The sequence below is a fragment of the Micromonospora sp. CNZ309 genome (genome assembly GCF_002846525.1).
Genome location: NZ_PJNG01000001.1, coordinates 6,696,354 through 6,719,459 on the forward strand (window position 1 = coordinate 6,696,354; position 23,106 = coordinate 6,719,459).

General features: G+C 75.6%; 5 protein-coding genes. All 5 read left to right on the forward strand.

Features of this window, described 5'->3' with window-relative positions; translation table 11 throughout:
• Window positions 1–20: 20 nt before the first annotated feature.
• The 5 genes from CLT72_RS28955 (at window position 21) to CLT72_RS28975 (ending at window position 22,760) form a co-directional block, all read left to right on the forward strand.
• Window positions 21–10,868, forward strand: coding sequence for a type I polyketide synthase (locus tag CLT72_RS28955; protein ID WP_101414451.1), 10,848 nt, complete (start codon window positions 21–23; stop codon window positions 10,866–10,868).
• A gap of 26 nt (window positions 10,869–10,894) precedes the next feature.
• Window positions 10,895–20,146, forward strand: a complete 9,252-nt coding sequence (locus tag CLT72_RS28960; RefSeq protein ID WP_101414452.1) for a type I polyketide synthase — start codon at window positions 10,895–10,897, stop codon at window positions 20,144–20,146.
• A 61-nt stretch (window positions 20,147–20,207) separates the two neighbouring features.
• Window positions 20,208–21,404 carry an alpha-hydroxy acid oxidase gene (locus tag CLT72_RS28965; RefSeq protein WP_101414453.1) on the forward strand — a complete coding sequence of 399 codons (1,197 nt, stop codon included), beginning with the start codon at window positions 20,208–20,210 and terminating at the stop codon, window positions 21,402–21,404.
• Window positions 21,405–21,578: 174 nt separating this feature from the next.
• On the forward strand, window positions 21,579–22,454 hold the full coding sequence (locus CLT72_RS28970; RefSeq protein ID WP_101414454.1) for an FG-GAP repeat domain-containing protein: 876 nt from the start codon (window positions 21,579–21,581) through the stop codon (window positions 22,452–22,454).
• 63 nt (window positions 22,455–22,517) lie between these two features.
• On the forward strand, window positions 22,518–22,760 hold the full coding sequence (locus CLT72_RS28975) for a ferredoxin (RefSeq protein ID WP_199184668.1): 243 nt from the start codon (window positions 22,518–22,520) through the stop codon (window positions 22,758–22,760).
• The last annotated feature ends 346 nt before the right edge of the window (window positions 22,761–23,106 follow it).

The following is a 23,106-nucleotide window of genomic DNA, read 5'->3' on the forward strand; positions in this document are numbered from 1 at the left end:
GTGCGAGGAGGGCGACTGTAGTGGCCAACGAGGACAAGCTCCGGGACTACCTCAAGCGGGTAACGGTCGACCTGCAGAAGACCCGGCAGCGCCTGCACGAGGTGGAGGCGTCCGCGCACGAGCCGGTCGCGATCGTCGGCATGGCCTGCCGCTACCCGGGCGGCGTGACCAGCCCCGAGGACCTGTGGCGGCTGGTGGAGTCGGGCACCGACGCCACCGGCGCGTTCCCGACCGACCGCGGCTGGGACCTGGAGTCCCTGTACGACCCGCAGGCGCGCCGGGAGGGCACCTCCTACACCTCGCGCGGTGGTTTCCTGTACGACGCGGCGGACTTCGACCCGACGTTCTTCGGCATCAGCCCCCGCGAGGCGGTCGGGCTGGACCCGCAGCAGCGGCTGCTGCTGGAGGTCGCGTGGGAGACGCTGGAGCGGGCCGGCATCGAACCCGGCTCGCTCGCCGGCAGCCCCACCGGCGTCTTCACCGGCCTGATGTACCACGACTACGCGGGCAGCAACAGCTCGGGCAGCGTGGTCTCCGGTCGGGTCGCCTACACGCTGGGGCTGGAGGGACCGGCGGTCACCGTCGACACCGCCTGCTCGTCGTCGCTGGTGGCGCTGCACCTGGCGATCCAGGCCCTGCGCCGGGGCGACTGCACGCTCGCGCTCGTCGGCGGCGTCTCGGTGATGGCGACGCCGCTGACGTTCGTCGAGTTCTCCCGCCAGCGCGGCCTGTCGCCGGACGGGCGGTGCCGGTCGTACTCGGCGGACGCCGACGGCACCGGCTTCGCCGAGGGCGCCGGCGTGCTGCTGGTGGAGCGGCTGTCGGACGCGATCGAGCGCGGCCACCGCGTCCTGGCGGTCGTCCGGGGCTCCGCCGTCAACCAGGACGGCGCGTCGAACGGGCTCACCGCGCCCAACGGGCCGTCGCAGCAGCGCGTCATCGAGGCGGCGCTGGTCGACGCGGGCCTGTCGACGCGCCAGGTCGACGTGGTCGAGGGCCACGGCACCGGCACGACCCTGGGCGACCCGATCGAGGCGCAGGCGCTGCTGGCGACGTACGGCCAGGACCGTGCGGACCCGCTGTGGCTCGGCTCGGTGAAGTCGAACATCGGGCACACCCAGGCCGCCGCCGGGGTGGCCGGGGTCATCAAGATGGTGGAGGCGATGCGGCGCGGCGTCCTGCCCGCGACGCTGCACGCCGACCAGCCGTCGGACCAGGTGGACTGGACGGCCGGCAACGTGCGGCTGCTGACCACGGCCGTCGCGTGGCCCGAGACGGGGCAGCCGCGCCGGGCGGCGGTCTCCTCGTTCGGGTTCAGCGGCACGAACGCCCACGTGATCGTGGAGCAGGCGCCGCACGCCGAGGCGCCCGCTCCGGCCTCCGCGCCGGTGACCTCGTTGCTGGTCACCGCCCGCGACGCCGACGGGCTGCGCGACCAGGCGCGGCGACTGTCCGCCGTGGTGTCGCGGGTCGAGCCCGCCGAGCTGGGCTACGCCCTGGCCACCACCCGGTCCCGCTTCCCGCACCGGGCCGCCGTGTTCGGCACCTCCACCGAGGAACTGGCCGCCGGCCTGGCCGCCCTGGCCCGCGACGAGCAGGCCGCCAACCTGCTACGCGGCCGTGCGGCGGACGGCCGGGTAGCGATGCTCTTCTCCGGGCAGGGCGCGCAGCGCCTCGGCATGGGCCGCGGGCTGTACGCGACGTACCCGGAGTTCGCGGCGGCGTTCGACGAGGTGTGCGCGGCGCTGGACCCGCACCTGGACCGGCCGCTGCGCGAGGTCCTGGACTCCGAGGAACTGCACGAGACCGGCTGGACCCAGCCCGCCCTGTTCGCCGTCGAGGTGGCCCTGTACCGGCTCGTCCGGTCCTGGGGCGTCACCCCGTCGGTCCTGGCCGGGCACTCGATCGGCGAGCTGGCCGCCGCGTACGTCGCGGGCGTGTTCCCGCTCGCCGACGCGGCCCGCCTGGTCGCGGCCCGGGGCCGGCTGATGCAGGCGCTGCCGGCCGGCGGCGCGATGCTCGCCGTCCAGGCCACGGAGGCCGAGGTCGCGCCGCTGCTCGGCCCCGACGTCGACCTCGCCGCCGTCAACGGCCCGGACTCGGTGGTCGTCTCCGGCACCGAGGAGGCCGTGGCGGCGGTGGCCGCCCGGTTCACCGACCGCCGGACCCGACGGTTGACCGTGTCGCACGCCTTCCACTCGCCGCTGATGGACCCGATGCTCGCGCAGTTGCGGGCGGTGGCCGAGACGGTGTCGTACGCGCCGCCGACCATCCCGCTGGTCTCGACGGTCACCGGCGCGCCCGTGGGCGACGATCTGGCGACGCCGGAGTACTGGGTCGGACAGGTCCGCGCGACCGTACGCTTCGCCGACGCGGTACGCGCCGTCGCCGCGACCGGCACCAGCACGTTCCTGGAGCTGGGCCCGGACTCGGTGCTCGCCACCATGGCGGCCGACTGCCTCGACGGCGACGTGCTGGCCACGCCGGTGCTGCGCCGCGACCGCGACGAGCCGCGTGCCCTGGTCGAGGCGTTGGCCCGGCTGGAGACCCGGGGCGTCACCGTGGACCCGGAGGCGTTCTACCACCGGTCCGGACCGTCCCTGGTCGACCTGCCGACGTACCCCTTCCAGCACGAGCGGTTCTGGCAGGACAGCGTCGGACCGGCCGCCGCCGACGGTGCCGGCGACGACGACGGCCTGTGGGCGGCCGTGGACAGCGGCGACCTCGACACGGTGGTCACCACGCTCGACGTGGACCCGCAGGCGCCCCTGGCGTCGGTGCTGCCCGCGCTCTCGGCGTGGCGCCGGGGGCGGCAGGAGCGCTCCGCGCTGGACGGCTGGCGCTACCAGGCCCGCTGGGAGCGCCTCCCCGGCGGCGCCCCGGCGGCGCTGAGCGGAACCTGGCTGCTGGTGGCCGGCGACCCGGCGGTGACCGGGGACGCGGGCGCCGCCGTCGCCGACGCGCTCGCCGCGCACGGCGCGACGGTCGTCACCACCGACCCCGACGGCCTGCCTCGCCACCTCGACGGCGAGCCGGCCGGCGTGGTCTCCCTCCTGGCGCTCGACGAGACGTTCCTGCCCGGCCGCCCCGGCGTCCCGGCGGGCGCCGCCGCCACCCTCGACCTGATCCGCGTCCTCGCCGGGCGGGGCGTCCGGCTGTGGTGCGTCACCCGTGGCGCCGTCGCCACCTCGCCGGCCGACCCGGTGACCGGGGTGGCGCAGTCGCAGGTGTGGGGCCTCGGCCGGGTCGCCGCGCTGGAGCTGCCCGACACCTGGGGCGGCCTGGTCGACCTGCCCGCCGCGCTGGACGGGCGCACCGCCGCCGCGCTGGCCGGCGTGCTCGCCGGCGGCGGGGAGGACCAGGTCGCGGTGCGCCCGGACGGGGTGTTCGTCCGCCGGCTGCACCGCGCGCCGGTGACCGGCACCCCGCGCTGGCGCGGCGCGTCCGGCACCGTGCTGGTCACCGGCGGCACCGGCACCCTCGGCATCGAGGCCGCCCGGCTGTACGCGCGCCACGGCGCCGAGCGGGTCGTGCTGCTGAGCCGGCGCGGCACCGCCCCCGCCGAGGTCCTCGACGAACTGCGCGGATCGGGGGCCCAGGTCGACGTCGTCGCCTGCGACGTGGCCGACCGGGCCGCCCTGGCGGCGGTCGTCGACGGCTACCCCGACGTACGCGCCGTGGTGCACGTGGCGGGGCTGGCGCAGCTGACCGGCATCATGGACATGGACCACGCCGAGTACGCCGACGTCGTCTCCGCCAAGGTCGCCGGCGCCACCAACCTCGACGCGATCTTCGCGGATCGCGACCTCGACGAGTTCGTGCTCTTCTCCTCCGTGGCCGGCGTCTGGGGCAGCGGCGGCCAGGCCGCCTACGCCGCCGGCAACGCGCACCTGTGCGCCCTCGCCGAGGCGCGGCGCGGCCGGGGACAGCCCGCCACCGCCCTCGCCTGGGGCCCGTGGGCCGGGAGCACCCTGGTGGACGACGAGATCTCGGCCTCGCTGCGCAAGCGGGGCCTGGCACCGATGGCGCCGCAGCGCGCCGTGGAGGCCATGCGTACCGCCCTGGGGGCCGGGGACACGGACGTCGTGCTCGCCGACGTGGACTGGGCGGCGTTCGCGCCGTCGTTCACCGCGATGCGACCCAGCCGGCTGTTCGACGCCATCGCCGAGGCGGTCGCCGACGAGGCGCCGACCGCGACGGCCACCTCCTCGGACTTCGCCCGCCGGCTCGCCACCCTGCCCGAGGCCGAGCGCCTGGAGCACGCCGTCGGGCTGGTGCGTACGCAGGTGGCGCTCACGCTCGGCTACGCGGGCCCGGAGGCGGTCGAGCCGACGTCGGCGTTCAAGGAACTGGGCTTCGACTCGGTCACCGCCGTCGAGTTCCGCAACCGGATGGTCGAGGCCACCGGCGTACGGCTCTCCGCGGCCGTCGCGTTCGACTACCCGACGCCGGTCGCGCTGGCCGAGCACCTGCTGGAGACCGGCCGCACCGAGGCGGTCGTCGGCACCGTCGCCGCCGACGAGCCGATCGCCATCGTCGGCATGAGCTGCCGGTTCCCCGGCGGCGTCGGCTCCCCCGAGGAGCTGTGGGCGATGCTGCGCGAGGGCCGCGACGGCATCGGCCCGTTCCCCACCGACCGCGGCTGGGACCTCGACAGCCTGTTCCACCCCGACCCGGAGCACTCCGGGACCAGCTACGTCCGGGAGGGCGGCTTCCTCGCCGACCTGCCGGGCTTCGACGCGGCGTTCTTCGGCATCAGCCCCCGCGAGGCGGAGGCCATGGACCCGCAGCAGCGGCTGGTGCTGGAGGCGTCCTGGGCGGCCTTCGAGGACGCCGGCATCGATCCCACCGCGCTGCGGGGCAGCTCCACCGGGGTGTACGTCGGCGCCAACAACGTCGACTACGCCCGGATCACCGGCGGCGCGGGGACGAGCGCCGAGGGCTTCATGGCCACCGGCAACGCCGCGAGCATCCTCTCCGGCCGGCTCTCCTACGTGCTGGGGCTGGAGGGCCCGGCCGTGACGGTGGACACCGCATGCTCGTCGTCGCTGGTCGCCATGCACCTGGCGGTGCAGGCGCTGCGCTCGGGCGAGTGCGCGATGGCGGTGGCGGGCGGCGTGACCGCCATGGCGACGCCGGGCGCGTTCCTGGAGTTCAGCCGCATGCGGGGGCTCGCCCCGGACGGGCGCTGCAAGGCGTTCGCGGCCGGCGCGGACGGCACCAACTGGGGCGAGGGCATCGGTGTGCTCGTGCTCGAACGGCTCTCCGACGCGCTCGCCGCCGGCCACGAGGTGCTGGCCGTGGTGCGCGGGAGCGCGGTCAACCAGGACGGCGCGTCCAACGGGCTGACCGCCCCCAACGGGCCGTCGCAGCAGCGGGTGATCCGGCAGGCGCTCGCCGACGCCGGTCTCTCCACCGCCGACGTGGACGTGGTCGAGGCGCACGGCACCGGCACGACGCTGGGCGATCCCATCGAGGTCGACGCGCTGTTCGCCACGTACGGCCGGGACCGTGCCGGCGACCGGCCGCTCTGGCTCGGCTCGGTGAAGTCGAACATCGGGCACACCCAGGCCGCCGCCGGCGTCGCCGGAGTGATCAAGATGGTGCTCGCGCTGCGGCACGGCGAACTGCCCCGGACCCTGCACGTGGCCGAGCCGACGACGCACGTCGACTGGGCGGGTGGCGTCCGGCTGCTGGCCGAGGCGCAGCCGTGGGGACGCAACGGGCACCCGCGCCGCGCCGGCGTCTCGTCCTTCGGGTTCAGCGGCACCAACGCCCACGTCCTCGTGGAGGAGGCCCCGGAGGCGCCCGGGACCGAACGGACGCCCGACGACGGGCCCGTCGCGCTGGTGCTCTCCGCCCGCTCGGACGGCGCGCTGCGCGAGCAGGCCGCCGGGATCGCGCCGCTGCTGGCCGACGTGCCGCCGCGCGACCTGGCGTACTCGCTGGCCCGGCGCAGCGCGCACCCGCGTCGCGCGGTGCTGGTCGGCGGGGCCGACGAGCTGCGCGCCGGCCTCGCCGCGCTCGCGGCGGGGGAGCCCGCGCCCAACCTCGTCACCGGGGTCGCCGGCACGCCGGGCAAGGTGGCCTTCTCCTTCCCGGGGCAGGGCTCGCAGTGGATCGGCATGGCCGTGGAGCTGCTCGACGCCTCGCCGGTGTTCGCCGCGCGGATGGCCGAGTGCGCCGACGCCCTGGCGCCGCACGTGGACTGGTCCCTGGAGGCCGTCCTGCGCGAGGGCAGGGACCTGGACCGGGTGGACGTCGTGCAGCCCGTCCTGTTCGCCGTGATGGTGTCGCTGGCCGAGCTGTGGCGTCACCACGGCGTCGAGCCCGCCGCCGTGGTGGGGCACTCGCAGGGGGAGATCGCCGCGGCCTGCGTGGCGGGCGCCCTCTCGGTTTCGGACGCGGCCAGGGTCGTGGCCCTGCGCAGCCGTGCCCTGCTGCGCCTGTCCGGCAAGGGCGGCATGGTGTCCGTGCCGCTGCCGGCGGCCGAGGTGCGCGACCGGCTGGAGCGCTTCGCCGGCCGGGTGACCGTGGCGACCGTCAACGGGCCCCGGACCACGGTGGTGGCCGGCGAGCTGGACGGCCTCGACGAGCTGCTGGCCGAGTGCGAGCGCGACGGCGTGCGCGCCAAGCGCATCCACGTCGACTACGCGTCGCACTCGGCGTACGTGGCGGAGATCCGCGACGAGCTGCTCGACGTGCTGGCCGGGTTGACGCCCCGCCGGCCCGAGGTGCCGCTCTACTCGACGGTGGACGACCGCTGGCTCGACGACGTGCCGCTGGACGCCGAGTACTGGTACCGCAACCTGCGCCAGACGGTCTGGTTCGAGCCGGCCATCCGCGCCCTGCTCGACGCGGGCGTCACCACGATCGTGGAGGTCAGCCCGCACCCGGTGCTGACCATCGGCGTGCAGGACGTCGTCGACGACGCGGAGGCCCCCGCCACGGTGGTCGGCTCGCTGCGCCGCGACGAGGGGGGCATGGCCCGCTTCCTGCTCTCCCTGGGCGAGGCGCACGCGCACGGCGTACGCGTGCGCTGGGACGACGAGGGGGCGCGGCGGGTCCGGCTGCCCGGCTACCCGTTCCAGCACGAGCGCTTCTGGCCGGCCACCGCGACGGGCACCGCCGACGCGGCCGGGCTGGGACTCGGCGCCACCGAGCACCCCCTGCTCGGCGCGGCGGTGGCCCTGGCCGACACCGACGGCCTGCTGTTCACCGGGCGGCTGTCGGTGGCCGCGCACCCGTGGCTGGCCGACCACCGGGTGGGCGGTCAGGTGATCGTGCCCGGGACCGCGTTCGTGGACCTCGCCGTGCGGGCCGGCGACGAGGTGGACTGCGCCCGCGTCGAGGAGCTGACGCTGACCGCGCCCCTGGTGCTGCCCGACAGGGGCGGCGTGCAGGTGCAGATGCGCGTCGACGCGCCCGACGACAGCGGGCAGCGGCAGATCACCATCCACTCCCGTCCGGACGGGGTCGCCACCGACGCGACGCCGTGGGTGCGCCACGGCGTCGGCCTCCTCGCCCCCGGTGGGCCGGCGGGCGACTTCGACGCCACGTGGCCGCCCCCGGAGGCCGAGCCCGTCGAGGCCGACGAGCTGTACGCCACCCTGGCCTCGGCCGGCCTCGCGTACGGCCCGACGTTCCAGGGGGTGCGCCGGGTGTGGCGCCGGGGCGAGGAGATCCTCGCCGAGGTCGCCCTGCCGGCGCAGGCCGCCCGCGCGGCGGCCGGCTACGGCCTGCACCCGGCGCTGCTCGACGCCGCGCTGCACCCGATCGCGCTCGCCACCTCGAGCACCGAGGCGTTGCTGCCGTTCGAGTGGAGCGGTGTGTCCGTACACGCCGTCGGGGCGACGGAGCTGCGCGTCCGGTTGCGTCCGCGCGGCCGGAACACCGTCGAGGTGACCGTCGCCGACCAGACCAACACCGTGGTCGCCGAGGTGGAGTCGCTGGTGCTGCGGGAGGCCACCGCCCCCGCGCAGCCGAGTACGCACCACGACGCCCTGTTCCGCCTGGAGTGGACCCCGGCCGCCACCCCGGCGACCCCGCCGGACGCCCGCTGGGCGGCTCTCGGCGGCTGCACCCTGCCCCAGGACGCCGGCCTCGTCGCCGACGCGTACCCGGATCTGGCGACGCTGCGGGCCGGCGTGGCCGACGGCGCGCCGATGCCCGCACTGGTCCTGCTGGCCTGCGCGGCCGACGCCGCCGACGACCTCGCCGGGGCGGCGCACCGGGCCGTGCACGACACCCTCGCGGTGCTACGGGAGTGGCTGGCGGAGGAGCGGTTCGCCGACGCCCGGCTGGTCGTCGTCACCCGGGGCGCGGTGAGCGTGCACGAGGCGGCGGCGGACCTGGCCGGCTCGCCGGTGTGGGGTCTGCTCCGCTCGGCGCAGAGCGAGAACCCGGACCGCTTCGTCCTGCTCGACGTCGACGACCGCGAACCGCACCGGGCGCTCGCGGCGGCGCTCGCGGCCGACGAGCCGCAGCTCGCGATCCGCGACGGCGTCGCCCTGGCGCCGCGGCTCGCCCGGGCGGCCAGCAGCCCCGCGCTGACGGCGCCCACGGCCGAACGCTGGCGGCTGGACGTCACCGAGCGGGGCACGCTGGACAACCTCGCCCTGCTGCCCGAGGCGGAACAGGCCCCCGCCCTGGCGCCGGGCCAGGTGCGCATCGCGATGCGGGCCGCCGGCCTGAACTTCCGCGACGTGCTGATCGCCCTCGACATGTACCCCGGCGGCGGGGTGATGGGTGGCGAGGGCGCGGGCGTGGTCGTCGAGGCCGCACCCGACGTGCGCGGCGTCGCGGTCGGCGACCGCGTCATGGGCCTGTTCTACGGCGCCTTCGGCACCGAGGTCGTCACCGACGCGCGGATGGTCGCGCCGGTACCGGCGGGGTGGTCGTTCGCCCAGGCGGCGTCGACCCCGATCGCCTTCTGCACCGCCTACTACGCGCTGGTCGACCTGGCCCAGGTGAAGCCGGGGGAGCGGGTCCTCGTGCACGCCGCGTCCGGCGGCGTCGGCATGGCCGCGGTCCGCCTCGCCCGGCACCTCGGCGCCGAGGTGTACGGCACGGCGAGCACCGGCAAGTGGGACGCGCTGCGCGCGATGGGGCTGCCGGACCCGCACATCGGCAACTCCCGCACCCTGGAGTTCGAGGAGCGGTTCGGCGGGGCCGGCATCGACGTGGTGATCGACTCGCTGGCCAAGGAGTTCGTCGACGCCTCGCTGCGGCTGCTGGGCCGCGGCGGCCGGTTCATCGAGATGGGCAAGACCGACGTCCGTAACCCGGGGCGGGTCGCCGAGGACCACCCGGGGGTCGAGTACCAGGCGTTCGACCTGCTCGCCATCGACCCGGAGCGGGTCGGCGCGATCCTGCGCGACGTGCTCGCGCTCTTCGCGGAGGACCGCCTCACCCCGCTGCCGGTGCGCACGTACGACGTGCGCCGCGCACCGGAGGCGTTCCGGACCATGTCCAAGGCGCGGCACGTCGGCAAGCTCGTGCTCACCACGCCGCCCCGGCGCGACCCCGACGGCACGGTGCTCGTCACGGGCGGCACCGGCACCCTCGGCGGGCTGCTGGCGCGGCACCTGGTGACCCGGCGCGGGGTGCGGCACCTCCTGCTCACCAGCCGTCGGGGCCCGGACACCGCCGGCGCCGCCGACCTGGTCGCCGAGCTGACCGGGTACGGGGCGCAGGTCACGGTCGCCGCCTGCGACGCGGCAGACCGCGACGCGCTGGCCGAGACCCTGGCCCGCGTCCCCGCCGCGCACCCGCTGACCGCCGTGGTGCACACGGCGGGCGTCCTCGACGACGGCCTGGTCACCGCGCTCACCCCGGAGCAGGTCGACGCGGTGCTGCGGCCGAAGGTCGACGCGGCGGTCAACCTGCACGAGCTGACGCTCGACGCCGGGCTGGCCGAGTTCGTGGTGTTCTCCGCGGCGGCCGGCACGATGGGCGGCCCCGGGCAGGGCAACTACGCGGCGGCGAACACCTTCCTCGACGCGCTCGTGGCCCACCGGCGCGCGGCCGGGCTGCCCGCCCGCTCGCTCGCCTGGGGACTGTGGGGCGAGGCGAGCGGGATGACCGCGCACCTGGACGCCACCGACCGGGCCCGGATGGCCCGCGTCGGGCTGCTGGAACTGTCCGTGGCGCAGGGCATGGCGCTCTACGACGCGGCGGAGCTGATCGACGAGGCGCTGCTGGTGCCGATGCCGGTGGACCCGGCGGCCCTGCGCGAGCTGGGCCGGGTCGGCATGCTGCCCCCGCTGCTGCGCGGCCTGGTGCGGGGCACGTCCCGGCGGGCGGTGGAGCAGGCGGCGCAGTCGCCCGGCGCCCTGCGGGACCACCTGGCGAGCCAGAGCGGCCCGCAGCGGCGGCACACCGCGCTGGAGTTCGTCAAGGCGCAGGCCGCCGCCGTGCTCGGGCACGCCAGCGCGAGCGCCGTCGACCCCGACCGGCCGTTCACCGAACTGGGCTTCGACTCGCTGACGGCGGTCGAGTTCCGCAACCGGCTGAAGGCGGCCACCGGCCTGAAGCTCTCCGCCACGATGGTCTTCGACCACCCCACCGCCGGGGCGCTCACCGACCACCTGCTGGCCGGGCTGGCCCCGGCCGAGGTGGACCCGGCGGCGGGGCTGCTGGCCGAGCTGGACCGGCTGGAGCGGTCGTTCGCCCAGGCCGGCGCGGCAGGCATCGCGGACGCGGTCAAGGCACGGATTACCGATCGGTTGCACGCGGTGATGTCGAATTGGCGTGGCAGGTCCGACGTGGACACCGAACCCGACGGCCTGGACGTCGGCCTGGCGCTGAAGACCGCATCGGCCGACGACCTGTTGCGGTTCATCGACGACGAACTCGGCACCGGTTGAGCCGGAGGCGCTGAGGAGGGCTACTGATGGCGAACGAAGAACAGCTTGTCGAGTACCTCCGGCGCGTGACGGCCGACCTGCACGAGACGCGGCGCAAGCTGCGGACCGCGACGGAGCGGGAGCCGATCGCCATCGTCGGCATCGGCTGCCGCTTCCCGGGCGGCGTACGCTCCGCCGACGAGCTGTGGGAGCTGGTGTCGGCCGGCGGGGAGGGCATCACCGACTTCCCCACCGACCGGGGCTGGGACCTGGACGACCTGTTCGACCCGGACAGCGGCACCGGCACCAGCTACGTACGGCGCGGCGGTTTCATCTCCGACGCCATCGACTTCGACGCGGGCTTCTTCGGGATCAGCCCCCGCGAGGCGCTCGCGATGGACCCGCAGCAGCGGCTGATGCTGGAGACCTCGTGGGAGGCGTTCGAGCACGCCGGCATCGACCCGCACTCGCTGCGGGGCAGCCGGACCGGCGTGTTCGTCGGCGCCAACAGCGTCGAGTACCTGTCGGCGATGCAGCAGGACATCGACTCGCTGATCGGCTACACGATGACCGGGGTCGCCGGCAGTGTGGTGTCCGGCCGGGTGTCGTACGTGCTGGGGCTGGAGGGACCGGCCGTCACCGTCGACACGGCGTGCTCGTCGTCGCTGGTGGCGATGCACGTGGCCGCGCACGCGCTGCGCAGCGGCGACTGCGACCTCGCGCTGGCCGGCGGCAGCTGCGTCATCGGCACGCCGGGCACGTTCATCGAGTTCTCCAGCCAGAAGGGGCTCGCCCCGGACGGGCGGGTGAAGGCGTTCGCCTCGGCCGCGGACGGCACCGCGTTCGGCGAGGGCATCGGCGTACTCGTGCTGGAGAAGCTCTCCGACGCGCGCCGCAACGGCCACCAGATCCTGGCCGTGATACGGGGCTCGGCGGTCAACCAGGACGGGGCGTCGAACGGCCTGACCGCGCCCAACGGGCCGTCGCAGCAGCGGGTCATCCGGCAGGCCCTGGACAGCGCCGGGCTCACCCCGGCCGACGTGGACGCGGTGGAGGCGCACGGCACCGGCACCACGCTGGGCGACCCGATCGAGGCCCAGTCGCTCATCGCCACCTACGGTCAGCAGCGCGACCGGCCGCTGTGGCTGGGCTCGGTGAAGTCCAACTTCGGGCACACCCAGGCCGCCGCCGGCGTCGCGGGCGTGATCAAGATGGTCATGGCGCTGCGGCACGAGGAACTGCCCCGCACGCTGCACGTGGACAAGCCGTCGCACCACGTGGACTGGACCGACGGCGCGGTGCGGCTGCTGAGCGAGCCGGTCGGCTGGCCGCGGGGCGACACCCCGCGCCGGGCTGGCGTCTCGTCGTTCGGCATCTCGGGCACCAACGCCCACGTCCTGATCGAGGAGCCCCCGGCCGTCGAGGCCCCGCGGGACGCCGCGCCGGCCGAGGGCCCCACCCTGTGGGTGCTGTCGGCCCGCACCGGGGCGGCGTTGCGCGAGCAGGCGGTCCGGCTGCGCCGACACCTGGCCGACGACCACGCCGAGCACGACGTCGCGCACGCCCTCGCCACCACCCGGGCCCGCCTGCCGCACCGCGCGGTGCTCGTCGGCGACCGGGCGGAGCTGTCCACCGCGCTCGACGCGCTCGCCGACGGCGACGCCGCCCGCAACCTCGTCACCGGCCTCGCCGACGTCGGCGACCGCACCGCGTTCCTCTTCCCCGGGCAGGGCTCGCAGTGGCTGGGCATGGCCGCCGAACTGCTCGACACCTCGCCCGTCTTCGCCGACCGGATGACGCAGTGCGCCACCGCCGTGGACCGGCACACCGACTGGTCGCTGCTCGACGTGCTGCGCGGCGTACCGGGCGCGGCGTCCCTGGAGCGGGTCGACGTCGTCCAGCCCGCGCTGTTCGCCATGATGGTCTCGCTGGCGGCGCTGTGGCGCTCGTACGGGGTCGAACCCGCCGCCGTCGTCGGGCACTCCCAGGGCGAGATCGCCGCCGCCTGCGTGGCCGGCGCGCTCTCCCTCGACGACGCCGCCCTGGTGGTGACCCGCCGCAGCCAGCTCATCGCCGTGGAACTCGCCGGCCGGGGCGGCATGGTGTCCGTGTCGCAGCCGGTGGCGGAGGTCGCCCGACGGCTGCGGCCCGGCCTGTCGGTCGCCGCCGTGAACGGGCCCGCCACCGTGGTGGTCTCCGGGTCGCCCGAGGCGCTCGACGAGCTGCTGGCCGAGTGCGAGCGCGACGAGGTCCGGGCCCGGCGGATCGACGTCGACTACGCCTCGCACTCCGCGCACGTGGAGTCGATGCGCGACGAGCTGCTCCGGATCCTCGCCCCCGTCCGCCCGCGTACCGGCGACATCCCGCTCTACTCGACCGTGACGGGCGAGCTGCTCGACACCGCGCAGCTGACCGCCGACTACTGGTACCGCAACCTGCGGCAGACCGTCGAGTTCGAGCAGACCGTACGCGGCCTGGTCGCCGACGGCATCGACTCCTTCATCGAGGTCAGCTCGCACCCCGTGCTCGTACCAGCCGTGCAGGACCTGCTCGACGAGGCCGAGGGCGGCTCCGTCGTCGGCACGCTGCGCCGCGACGAGGGCGGCCTGCGCCGGTTCCTGCTGTCGCTGGGGCAGGCGCACACCCGGGGCGTACGGCCCGACTGGGCCACGCTCGTCACCGCCCCCGCCCTGCCGGTCGCCCTGCCGACGTACGCCTTCCAGCGCCGCACCTACTGGCCCAGTGGCGGAGGCGGCCCGATCGACGTCACCGGCCTCGGCCTGGGCTCCACCGGGCACCCGCTGCTCGGCGCGACCGTGTCGCTCGCCGGCGCGGACGGGGTGCTGCTCACCGGCCGGCTGTCGACCTCGGCGCACCCCTGGCTCGCCGACCACCGGGTGGCGGGCCGGATCCTCCTGCCCGGCACCGCCTTCGTCGAGCTGGCGATCCGGGCGGGCGACGAGGTCGGCGCCACCCGGATCGAGGAGCTGACGCTCGAGGCGCCCCTCGTGGTGCCGGAGCGCGGCGCGGTGCAGGTCCAGCTCCGTGTCGGCGAGCCCGGCCCGGACGGCGCCCGGCGGCTGACGGTCCACTCGCGGCCCGACGCGGACGGCCAGTGGACCCGGCACGCCACCGGCACCCTCGCCACCGGCGCAGCGGGCGCCGACGACCGTGCGGCGACCCCGGCGGGTGTCTGGCCGCCCGAGGGCGCCGAGGCGGTGGACACCGCGCAGCTGTACGACCGGTTCGCGTCGCTCGACGTGACCTACGGCCCCGCCTTCGGCGGCCTGGGCTCGGTGTGGCGGCGGGGCGACGAGCTGTTCGCCGAGGTCACCGCGCCCGAGACGGCGAAGGTCGCCGGCTTCGGCCTGCATCCCGCCCTGCTCGACGCGGGGCTGCACCCGCTCGGCCTGGGCGTCTTCACCGCGGACGACGGCGCGGGCGGGCCGTGGCTGCCGTTCGCCTGGCACGGGGTGAGCCTGCACGCCACCGGTGCCGCCCGGCTGCGGGTCACCATCCGGCCGGCGGGCCCCAACGCCGTCGCGGTGGCCGTCGCCGACCACGCGGGCGCGCCCGTCGCCGCGATCGAGGCGCTGGCCGTACGCCGCCTGCCCGCCGGCGCGCTCGCCGCCCTGACCAACCCGCGCCACCAGGCGATGCACGTGCTCGACTGGGTGCCGGTCCCGGTGGCCGACGGCGCGGCCACGGTCGCGGTCGTCGGCGGCGACCTGCCCGGCGCCACCGCGTACGACAGCCTCGCCGCGATCACCGAGGTTCCCGGCCACGTGGTCCTCCCGGTCACCCGCGCCGGCGACGACCTCGTGGGGGACACCTACCGGGTGGCGGAGCGCACCCTCGCCGCCGTCCAGGAGTGGCTCGCCGACGACCGGTTCGCCGACGCCCGGCTGGTCCTGCTCACCGAGGGCGCCACGGACGGGACCGACCCGGCGCTCGCCGCCGTGTGGGGGCTCGTGCGCTCGGCGCAGTCCGAGAACCCCGGCCGGTTCGTCCTGGTCGACGTCGCCGGTCAGCGGTGGCAGGCGAACCTGGTGCCCGCGCTGCGTACGGGTGAGCCGCAGCTCGCCCTGCGCGACGCCGAGGTGCTCGCGCCCCGCCTCGCCAAGGCGGCGGGCGAACCGGGCACGCCGCCGGAGATCACCGGAACCGTCCTGGTCACGGGCGCCTCCGGCACGCTCGGCCGCCTCGTCGCCCGGCACCTCGTCGCGCGCCACGGCGTCCGCCGGCTCGTGCTCGCCGGCCGCCGCGGCATGACCGAGGACCTGGCGGTCCTGCACGACGAGCTGACCGCCCAGGGCGTCCACGTGACGGTGGCCGCCTGCGACGCCGCCGACCGCGAGGCGCTGGCCGCGCTCGTCGCGGAGCACCCGCCCACGGCGGTCGTGCACACGGCCGGCGTCCTCGACGACGGCATGATCGCGTCGCTCACGCCGGAGCGGCTCGCGACCGCGCTGCGCCCCAAGGTCGACGCGCTGGTCAACCTGCACGAGCTGGCGGGCGACCTGAGCGCCTTCGTCGTGTTCTCCTCGGCGGCGGGCGTCCTCGGCGGCCCCGGGCAGGGCAACTACGCGGCGGCCAACGCCTTCGTCGACGCGTTCGCCGCCCACCGGCGTGCCCGGGGGCTGCCCGCCGTCGCGCTGGCGTGGGGCATGTGGGCGCAGCGCACCGGCCTCACCGGCGCCCTCGACGACGCCGACCTGGCCCGGATGCGGCGCTCCGGCGTGCGGCCGCTGTCCACGGAGGACGGACTCGCGCTGTTCGACGAGGCGCTCGGCGCGCCGGAGGCCGCCCTCGTGCCGATCCACCTGGACCTCGCCGCGCTGCGGGAGCAGGCGACCGGTGGGGTGCTGCCCACGGTGCTGCGCGGCCTGGTCCGCACCCCGGCGCGACGCCAGGTCTCGGCCGACGCCGCGGCGGCCTCCGACCTGGTCGCGACCCTGGCCGGGCGGGGCCCGGCGGAGCGCCGCAAGGAACTCGTGGACATCGTCCGCGCGCAGGTCGCGGTCGTGCTGGGGCACGGCGGCGGCGACGCGGTCGGCGCCACGACGGCCTTCAAGGAGCTGGGCTTCGACTCGCTCACCGCGGTCGAGTTCCGCAACCGGCTCAACGCGGTGGTCGGCCTGCGGCTGCCCGTCACGCTGGTCTTCGACTACCCCAACCCGACGGCGCTCGCCGAGCACCTGGACGCGGAGCTCTTCGACGGCGGGCCGGCCGCCGCCGTGGTGGTGGCCTCCTCCGACGGCGGCGACGACCCGATCGCGATCGTCGGCATGGGCTGCCGCTTCCCCGGCGGCGCCACCTCCCCGGAGAAGCTGTGGGACCTGGTCGCGGGTGGCGTCGACGCGGTGGCCGGCTTCCCGACCGATCGGGGCTGGGACATCGACAACCTCGTGGACCCGGACCCGGAGAAGCCGGGCCGCACCTACTGCGGCGAGGGCGCGTTCCTGTACGACGCGGCCTGGTTCGACGCCGAGTTCTTCGGCATCTCCCGACGCGAGGCCCTGGCCATGGATCCGCAGCAGCGGCTGTTCCTGGAGACCTCGTGGGAGGCCGTCGAGCGCGCCGGCATCGATCCCACCACCCTGCGCGGCAGCCGTACCGGGGTGTTCGCCGGCCTGATGTACCACGACTACAGCGCACACCTGCAACACCTGCCCGCCGAGCTGGACGGCTTCATCGGCACCGGCGTCGCCGGCGGCGTGGTCTCCGGCCGGGTGTCGTACGCGCTGGGGCTGGAGGGGCCGGCCGTCACCGTCGACACGGCGTGCTCGTCGTCGCTGGTCACCCTGCACCTGGCCGCCCAGTCGCTGCGCCGGGGCGAGTGCGCCCTGGCCCTCGCCGGCGGCGTGACCGTGCTCGCGACGCCCAACGCGTTCATCGACTTCAGCCGCCAGCGGGCCCTCGCGCCGGACGGCCGGTGCAAGTCCTTCGCCGCCGGCGCGGACGGCACCGGCTGGGGCGAGGGCGTCGGCGTACTGGTGCTCGAGAAGCTCTCCGACGCGCGCCGCAACGGCCACCCGGTGCTCGCCGTCGTGCGCGCCACCGCCGTGAACCAGGACGGCGCGAGCAACGGCATGACCGCGCCGAACGGCCCCTCCCAGCAGCGCCTGGTCAACCAGGCGCTCGCCGACGCGCGGTTGCGCCCCGGTGACGTGGACGCCGTCGAGGCGCACGGCACCGGCACCACGCTGGGCGACCCGATCGAGGCCCGCTCGCTGATCGCGACGTACGGCCGCGACCGGGGCGAGCAGCCGCTCTGGGTCGGCTCGATCAAGTCCAACATCGGGCACACGCAGGCCGCCGCCGGTGTCGCCGGCGTGATCAAGATGGTGGAGGCGATCCGGCACGGCGTGCTGCCGCGGACGCTGCACGTCGACGCGCCGTCGCCGCACGTGGACTGGGCCGACGGGGCCGTCCGGCTGCTGACCGAGGCGGTGCCCTGGCCGGAGACGGGACGCCCGCGCCGCGCCGGCGTCTCCTCGTTCGGCATCTCCGGCACCAACGCGCACGCGATCATCGAGCAGGCGCCGGAGCCGGTCGTGGTGGACTCGACGGCCGAGGTGCCGGTGGTGCCCCTGCTGGTGTCCGGCCGCGACCAGGCCGCGCTGCGCGACCAGGCGGCCCGGCTCGCCGCGCGCCTCACCGCCGACGCGTCCGCCGCCGACGTGGGCTTCTCGCTGGCCACCACCCGTACCGCGCTGCGGCACCGGGCGGCCGTGCTGGGCAGGGACCTCGACGAGCTGCGCGCAGGCCTCTCCGCGCTGGCCCGCGGCGAGAACGCCTCCGGTGCGGTCGGCGGGATCGCCGACACCGCCGGCGCGACGGCCGTGCTGTTCACCGGCCAGGGGGCGCAGCGGATCGGCATGACGACGCAACTGATGGGCTTCCCGGCGTTCGCGCGGGCGTTCGACGAGGTGTGCGGGGAACTCGACCGGCACCTGGAGCGGCCGTTGCGGGAGGTGCTGGACACCGAGGAGGTGCACCAGACGGGCTGGGCCCAGCCGGCGTTGTTCGCGGTCGAGGTGGCCCTGTTCCGGCTGTACGAGTCGTGGGGCGTACGGCCGGACCTCGTGGCGGGGCACTCGATCGGTGAGCTGGCCGCCGCGCACGTGGCGGGCGTACTCACCCTGCCGGACGCCGCCCGGCTGGTGGCCGCCCGTGGCCGGCTGATGCAGGCGCTGCCCACCGGCGGCGCGATGGTGGCCGTACGGGCCACGCAGGACGAGGTCGCGCCGCTGCTCACCGCCGACGTGGCGATCGCCGCCGTCAACGGCCCGGAGTCGGTGGTGCTCTCCGGCGAGGAGGCCGCCACCCTGGCGGTCGCCGGAGAGCTGGCCCGCGCCGGCCGCAAGACCAAGCGGCTCACCGTGTCGCACGCGTTCCACTCGCCGCTGATGGAGCCCATGCTCGACGAGTTCCGCGCGGTGGCCGAGTCCGTCGCGCACCACCCGCCGACGATCCCCGTGCTCTCCACGGTCACCGGCGACGTCGCCGAGCTGACGCCCGGGTACTGGGTGGAGCAGGTGCGGGCCACGGTGCGCTTCGCCACGGCGGTCGAGGCGCTGGCGGCCCGCGGCGTACGCACCTTCCTCGAACTGGGCCCGGACGCGGTGCTCACCGCGCTCGGCCGCGAGTGCGTGGCGGACGGCGAGTTCGTTCCCGCGCAGCGCGCCGACCGGGACCCGGCGCTGGTGGCGACCGAGGCCCTCGCCCGCCTGCACAACCGTGGCGTACCCGTCGACTGGTCGGCCTTCTTCGCCGGCGCGCGCCCGGTGGCGCTGCCCACGTACGCCTTCCAGCGCACCCGCCTGTGGCCGGACGCGCCCGCCGTCGCCGCGCCCGGCGACGACTTCTGGGCCGCGGTCGACCGCGACGACCTGGGCGCGCTGCTGGGCCTGGACGACACCGCGACCCTCAAGGACGTGGCGGTGGCCCTGTCGACGTGGCGGCGTGGGCCCGCGCCGGGCTACCAGCTGCGGTGGTCCCCGGTCACCGCGCTGCCGGCCGCCGCGCTCCCGGGTGTCTGGCTGGTGCCGGAGGGCGTCGATCCGATCGCCGAGGCGATGGCCCGGCACGGCGCCGACGTCCGCGTGTACCGCGCCGGCACGGCCGACGAACTGCTCGACCTCGCGCCGGACCACGTGGTGTCGGGGGTGCTGACGACGCCCACCGGTCCCGCCCCCGCCGAGCTGCTCGGGGCCCTCGACGAGGCCCGCATCGACGCCCCGGTGTGGGCGTTGACCCGGCAGGCGGTCGCGGTCGCTCCCGGTGAGCGCGTCGCCGACCCGACCGGGGCCGCGGCGTGGGGCTTCGGCCGGGCCGCCGCCGTCACCACGCCCCGCGCCTGGGGTGGGGTCGTCGACCTGCCGGAGGCGCTCGACGAGCGGACCCTGAGCGCCCTGTGCCGGGTGCTCACCCGGGGCGCGGGCGAGGACCAGGTGGCGCTGCGCCCGGCGGGCGTCTTCGCCCGCCGGCTCGTCGCGGCTCCCGCGCACGCGGGTGACCCGTGGCGGCCGGCCGGCACGGTCGCGCTGCACGGCGGGCCGCTGGCGGAGCGGATCGCCGCCCTGCTGGAGGCGGCGGGCGCGACGGTCACCCCGGGCGCCGCCGACACGGTGGTCGTCACCAGCGACGCCGCCGACGCGGTCCCGACCGCCCTCGCCGCCGAGGCGGAGCGGCTCGTGCTCGTGCACACGGTCGACGAGCTGTTCGGGATCGCCGGCGCCGCCGAGACGGCGGCCGTGTTCGACGCGATCGCCCAGCGGCGCGACGGGGCGGTGTGCGTAGCGGTCGGGCCGGACCTCACCGTCGAGCGGTTCGCCGCCGCGGTGGGCGCGGGCGCCGTCGGCCGGGTCGCGGCCGACGTGGACTGGGCCTCGTTCGTGCCCGACTACACCCGGTACCGGCCGAGCCCGCTGCTGCGGGACCTGCCGGACGCGATGCGCCACATCACCGAGACCGCCGAGGACACGCTCGACGTCGACAACCCGGACGCGTTGCGCCGGCTGCTCGACGGCGCCGACGAGGCCGAGAGCCGCACGGTGCTGTCCCACGTGGTGCGGGCCCAGACCGCGTACACGCTCGGTCTGCCGTCGGCGGCCACCGTCGAGGAGGACCAGGAGTTCCTCGACATCGGCTTCTCCTCGCTCACCGCCGTGGAGCTGCGCCGCAGGCTCGAAGCCCTCACCGGGCTGGAGCTGACGGCCGCGCTCGTCTACGACCACCCGACACCCGCCGAGGTGGTCGAGGAACTGCTCGCCCAGCGGGCCCTCGTCGCGTAGCCGACCCCCCCACGACGTGGAGCGGCCCCCTTCCTCACCCCCCTCACAGAAGGAAGCCCACATGAGCAAGTCCGCTCGGATGAGCACCCTGATCAAGCCGCCCAAGGTGGCGTGGAACCCGACGGAACGCCGGCTGCTGCGCGCGGCGGGCATCGCCGACCTGCGCGCCACCGCCCGCCGGGCCGTGCCCCGGATGGTCTTCGACTACTGCGACGGGGCGGCGGACAGCGAACGCAGCCTCACCCGCGCGCGGGAGACGTTCGCGAACATCGAGTTCCAGCCGTCGGTGCTGCGCGACGTGTCCAACCTGGACACCAGCCGTACGGTGCTGGGCAAGCGGCAGAAACTGCCGTTCGCCCTGGCGCCCGTCGGGTTCAACCGGGTGATGCACGCCGAGGGTGAGCCGGCGGTCGCCTCGGTCGCGCAGCAGTTCGGCGTGCCGTACTCGGTCTCCACCCTCGCCACCACGTCGCTGGCGGACGTCGCCGCCGCCGCGCCGGAGGGCCGGCACTGGTTCCAGCTGTACTTCGCCGAGGACCGGGCGATGGTCAAGGAGCTGCTCGCGCTCGCGGAGGAGGCGAGGTTCGACACGATCCTGCTGACGCTGGACACGCCGATCTCCGTGCCGCGCCGCCGCGACATCCGCAACGGCCTGACCATCCCGCCGTCGATGAGCATCGGCACCATCGCCGAGGCGTTCCTGCACCCGGGCTGGTGGGTCCGGCAGTGGCGGGCGGGCACCCCGTCGCCGCAGGTGCTCAAGGCCACCGGCGGGTCCGCCTCCGACATGATCAAACGGGTGTTCAACCCGCGGCTGTCCATCGAGGACGTCGAGTGGCTGCGCGGCGCCTGGTCGGGCAAGCTCGTCGCCAAGGGCGTGCAGAGCGTCGCCGACGCCAAGCGGGTCGCGGCCGTCGGGGTCGACGGGGTGTGGCTCTCCACGCACGGCGGGCGCAAGCTCGACCGGGCGCCGGTGCCCGTGGAGCTGCTGCCGGACGTGGTCGACGAGGTCGGCGACCGGGTCGAGGTGCTCGTCGACACCGGCATCACCTCGGGCGCCGACATCGTGGCGGCGCTCGCCCTGGGCGCCACCGCCGCCGTGGTCGGCCGGGCCTACCAGTACGGGCTGATGGCCGGCGGCCGCCGTGGCGTCGTACGCGCCATGGAGATCCTGAGCCGCGAGATCGAGGTCACCATGAAGCTGCTCGGGGTCTCCTCGGTGGCCGAACTGAACCGTTCCCACGTCAAATTCCGCTGACTCCGGGCCGAGTTCGAAGCCTGATTCGGCTTTGTCGTTTGTCGATCTCTCCTTATCGGTCGCCCTCTTTGCGGGTGGTGAGGGGTGCGGGTAGGGGTTACCTCCCCCAACTCCTGTTCGTAATGATCGGACTGTCGTATTTCGGGGCGTACGTGGAGGTAGTTTGTGGCACGCATGAGCGGGAATGGTCACTGCCGTTCGTTCAACGGGGACGGGAGGATGGACATCATGGCCCGTGACGACGTCACCGGTGAACTGTTCGTCTTCCCGCACAGCGGCAGCTTCCGGGGTAGCGAGACCTTCGGCGAGCCGGTGCTGATCAGCACCGACTTCCATCCGACGCGCAACTACGGACTGGTCCGTCCCATCGACGTCAACGGCAACGGCTACGCCGACGTCATCGGCGTGAGCATGAGCTTCATGAACCCGACCCACGGGATCTTCCTCTACCCGAACAAGGGCGGGCTGAACGGCCTCGACACCCTCGGCGAACCGATCCGCATCTCCGGCGCGCGCGACGACAAGAAGTGGGAGACGCTGGGCATCGCGGACATGGATCTGGACGGCTGCGACGACATGTTCGGCCGGGAGCAGGACGCGGGCCACGTCGACGCGTTCTTCAACCAGCGGCAGGTCAGGCAGAACGACACGTACGACCGCACCGCGCACCGCATGGTGACCGTCGACGTCGAGGACTTCCCGCTCGCGATGGCCGACGTCACCGGCACCGGCCGGCCCGACCTGCTGGTCCGCCGCGCCAACGGCGACCTCGACCTGTACGAGTTCGCGCAGAACACCTCCGGGGAGGGCCCCTGGTGGCGGGGCGAGGGCCAGTGGTTCACGCTCGGCCGGGGCTGGCAGGAGTTCGCGCACATCTCGGTGACCGACATCGACCTCGACGGCCGGCCGGACCTGCTGGCCGTACGCGCCGACGGCACGCTCGTCGTCCACCTGCACAACGGCAAGTTCGACCCGGAGCAGCCCTCGGCCACGTTCTCCGCGCCGGAGGTCCTCGCGACCGGTTGGCAGAAGTACTCGGTGGTGAGCTGACGTGGGCGGCCCGATGGAGGCCGGACGGCCCGGTGACGCCGACGCGGGACGGGAGGGGCAACGGTGAGCGAGAACGCGGACGACCAGGCCGGCTGGCGGTTGAGGGTGGACTCCACCCGATGCGTCAGCTCGGGCTTCTGTGTCGGCAGCGCGCCGGAGCACTTCACGATGGAGCAGGTCTCCCGGCCGCTGGCCGACGTGGTGGCGCCGAGCGACGCGGTGCTGGAGGCCGCCGACTTCTGCCCGGTGGAGGCCATCTCGGTATTCGACGCGCGGACGGGGGCACAGATCGCCCCGAAGAGGTGACGGCGGCCGGGCCCCCGCGCCCGGCCACTCGGCGACGCCACCGGTCCGGCCCGGGCGACATCCCGCACGCGCGGACGACCGGCTGAGGCGCCGCTGATCGCAGGACATCTCGAACGGCCCACCGGCCCCGGGTACGCCCGGGGCCGGTGGGCCGTTTCGGGCTCTGGGTGCTGGGCGCGACCGGGCTGCGCCGGATGCCGCACAGGGTCGGCGATGACGCGCGGGTGGCCGCGTACGCCGTTTCGGCCGTGGGCGGGTGGGCCGTCTCCGGCCCGGGCCGGCGTCTCGTGCGCCCCGGTGGGCGTCTCGTGCGCCCGCGGCTCGACCTGCTGGGGGCCGGTGTGTC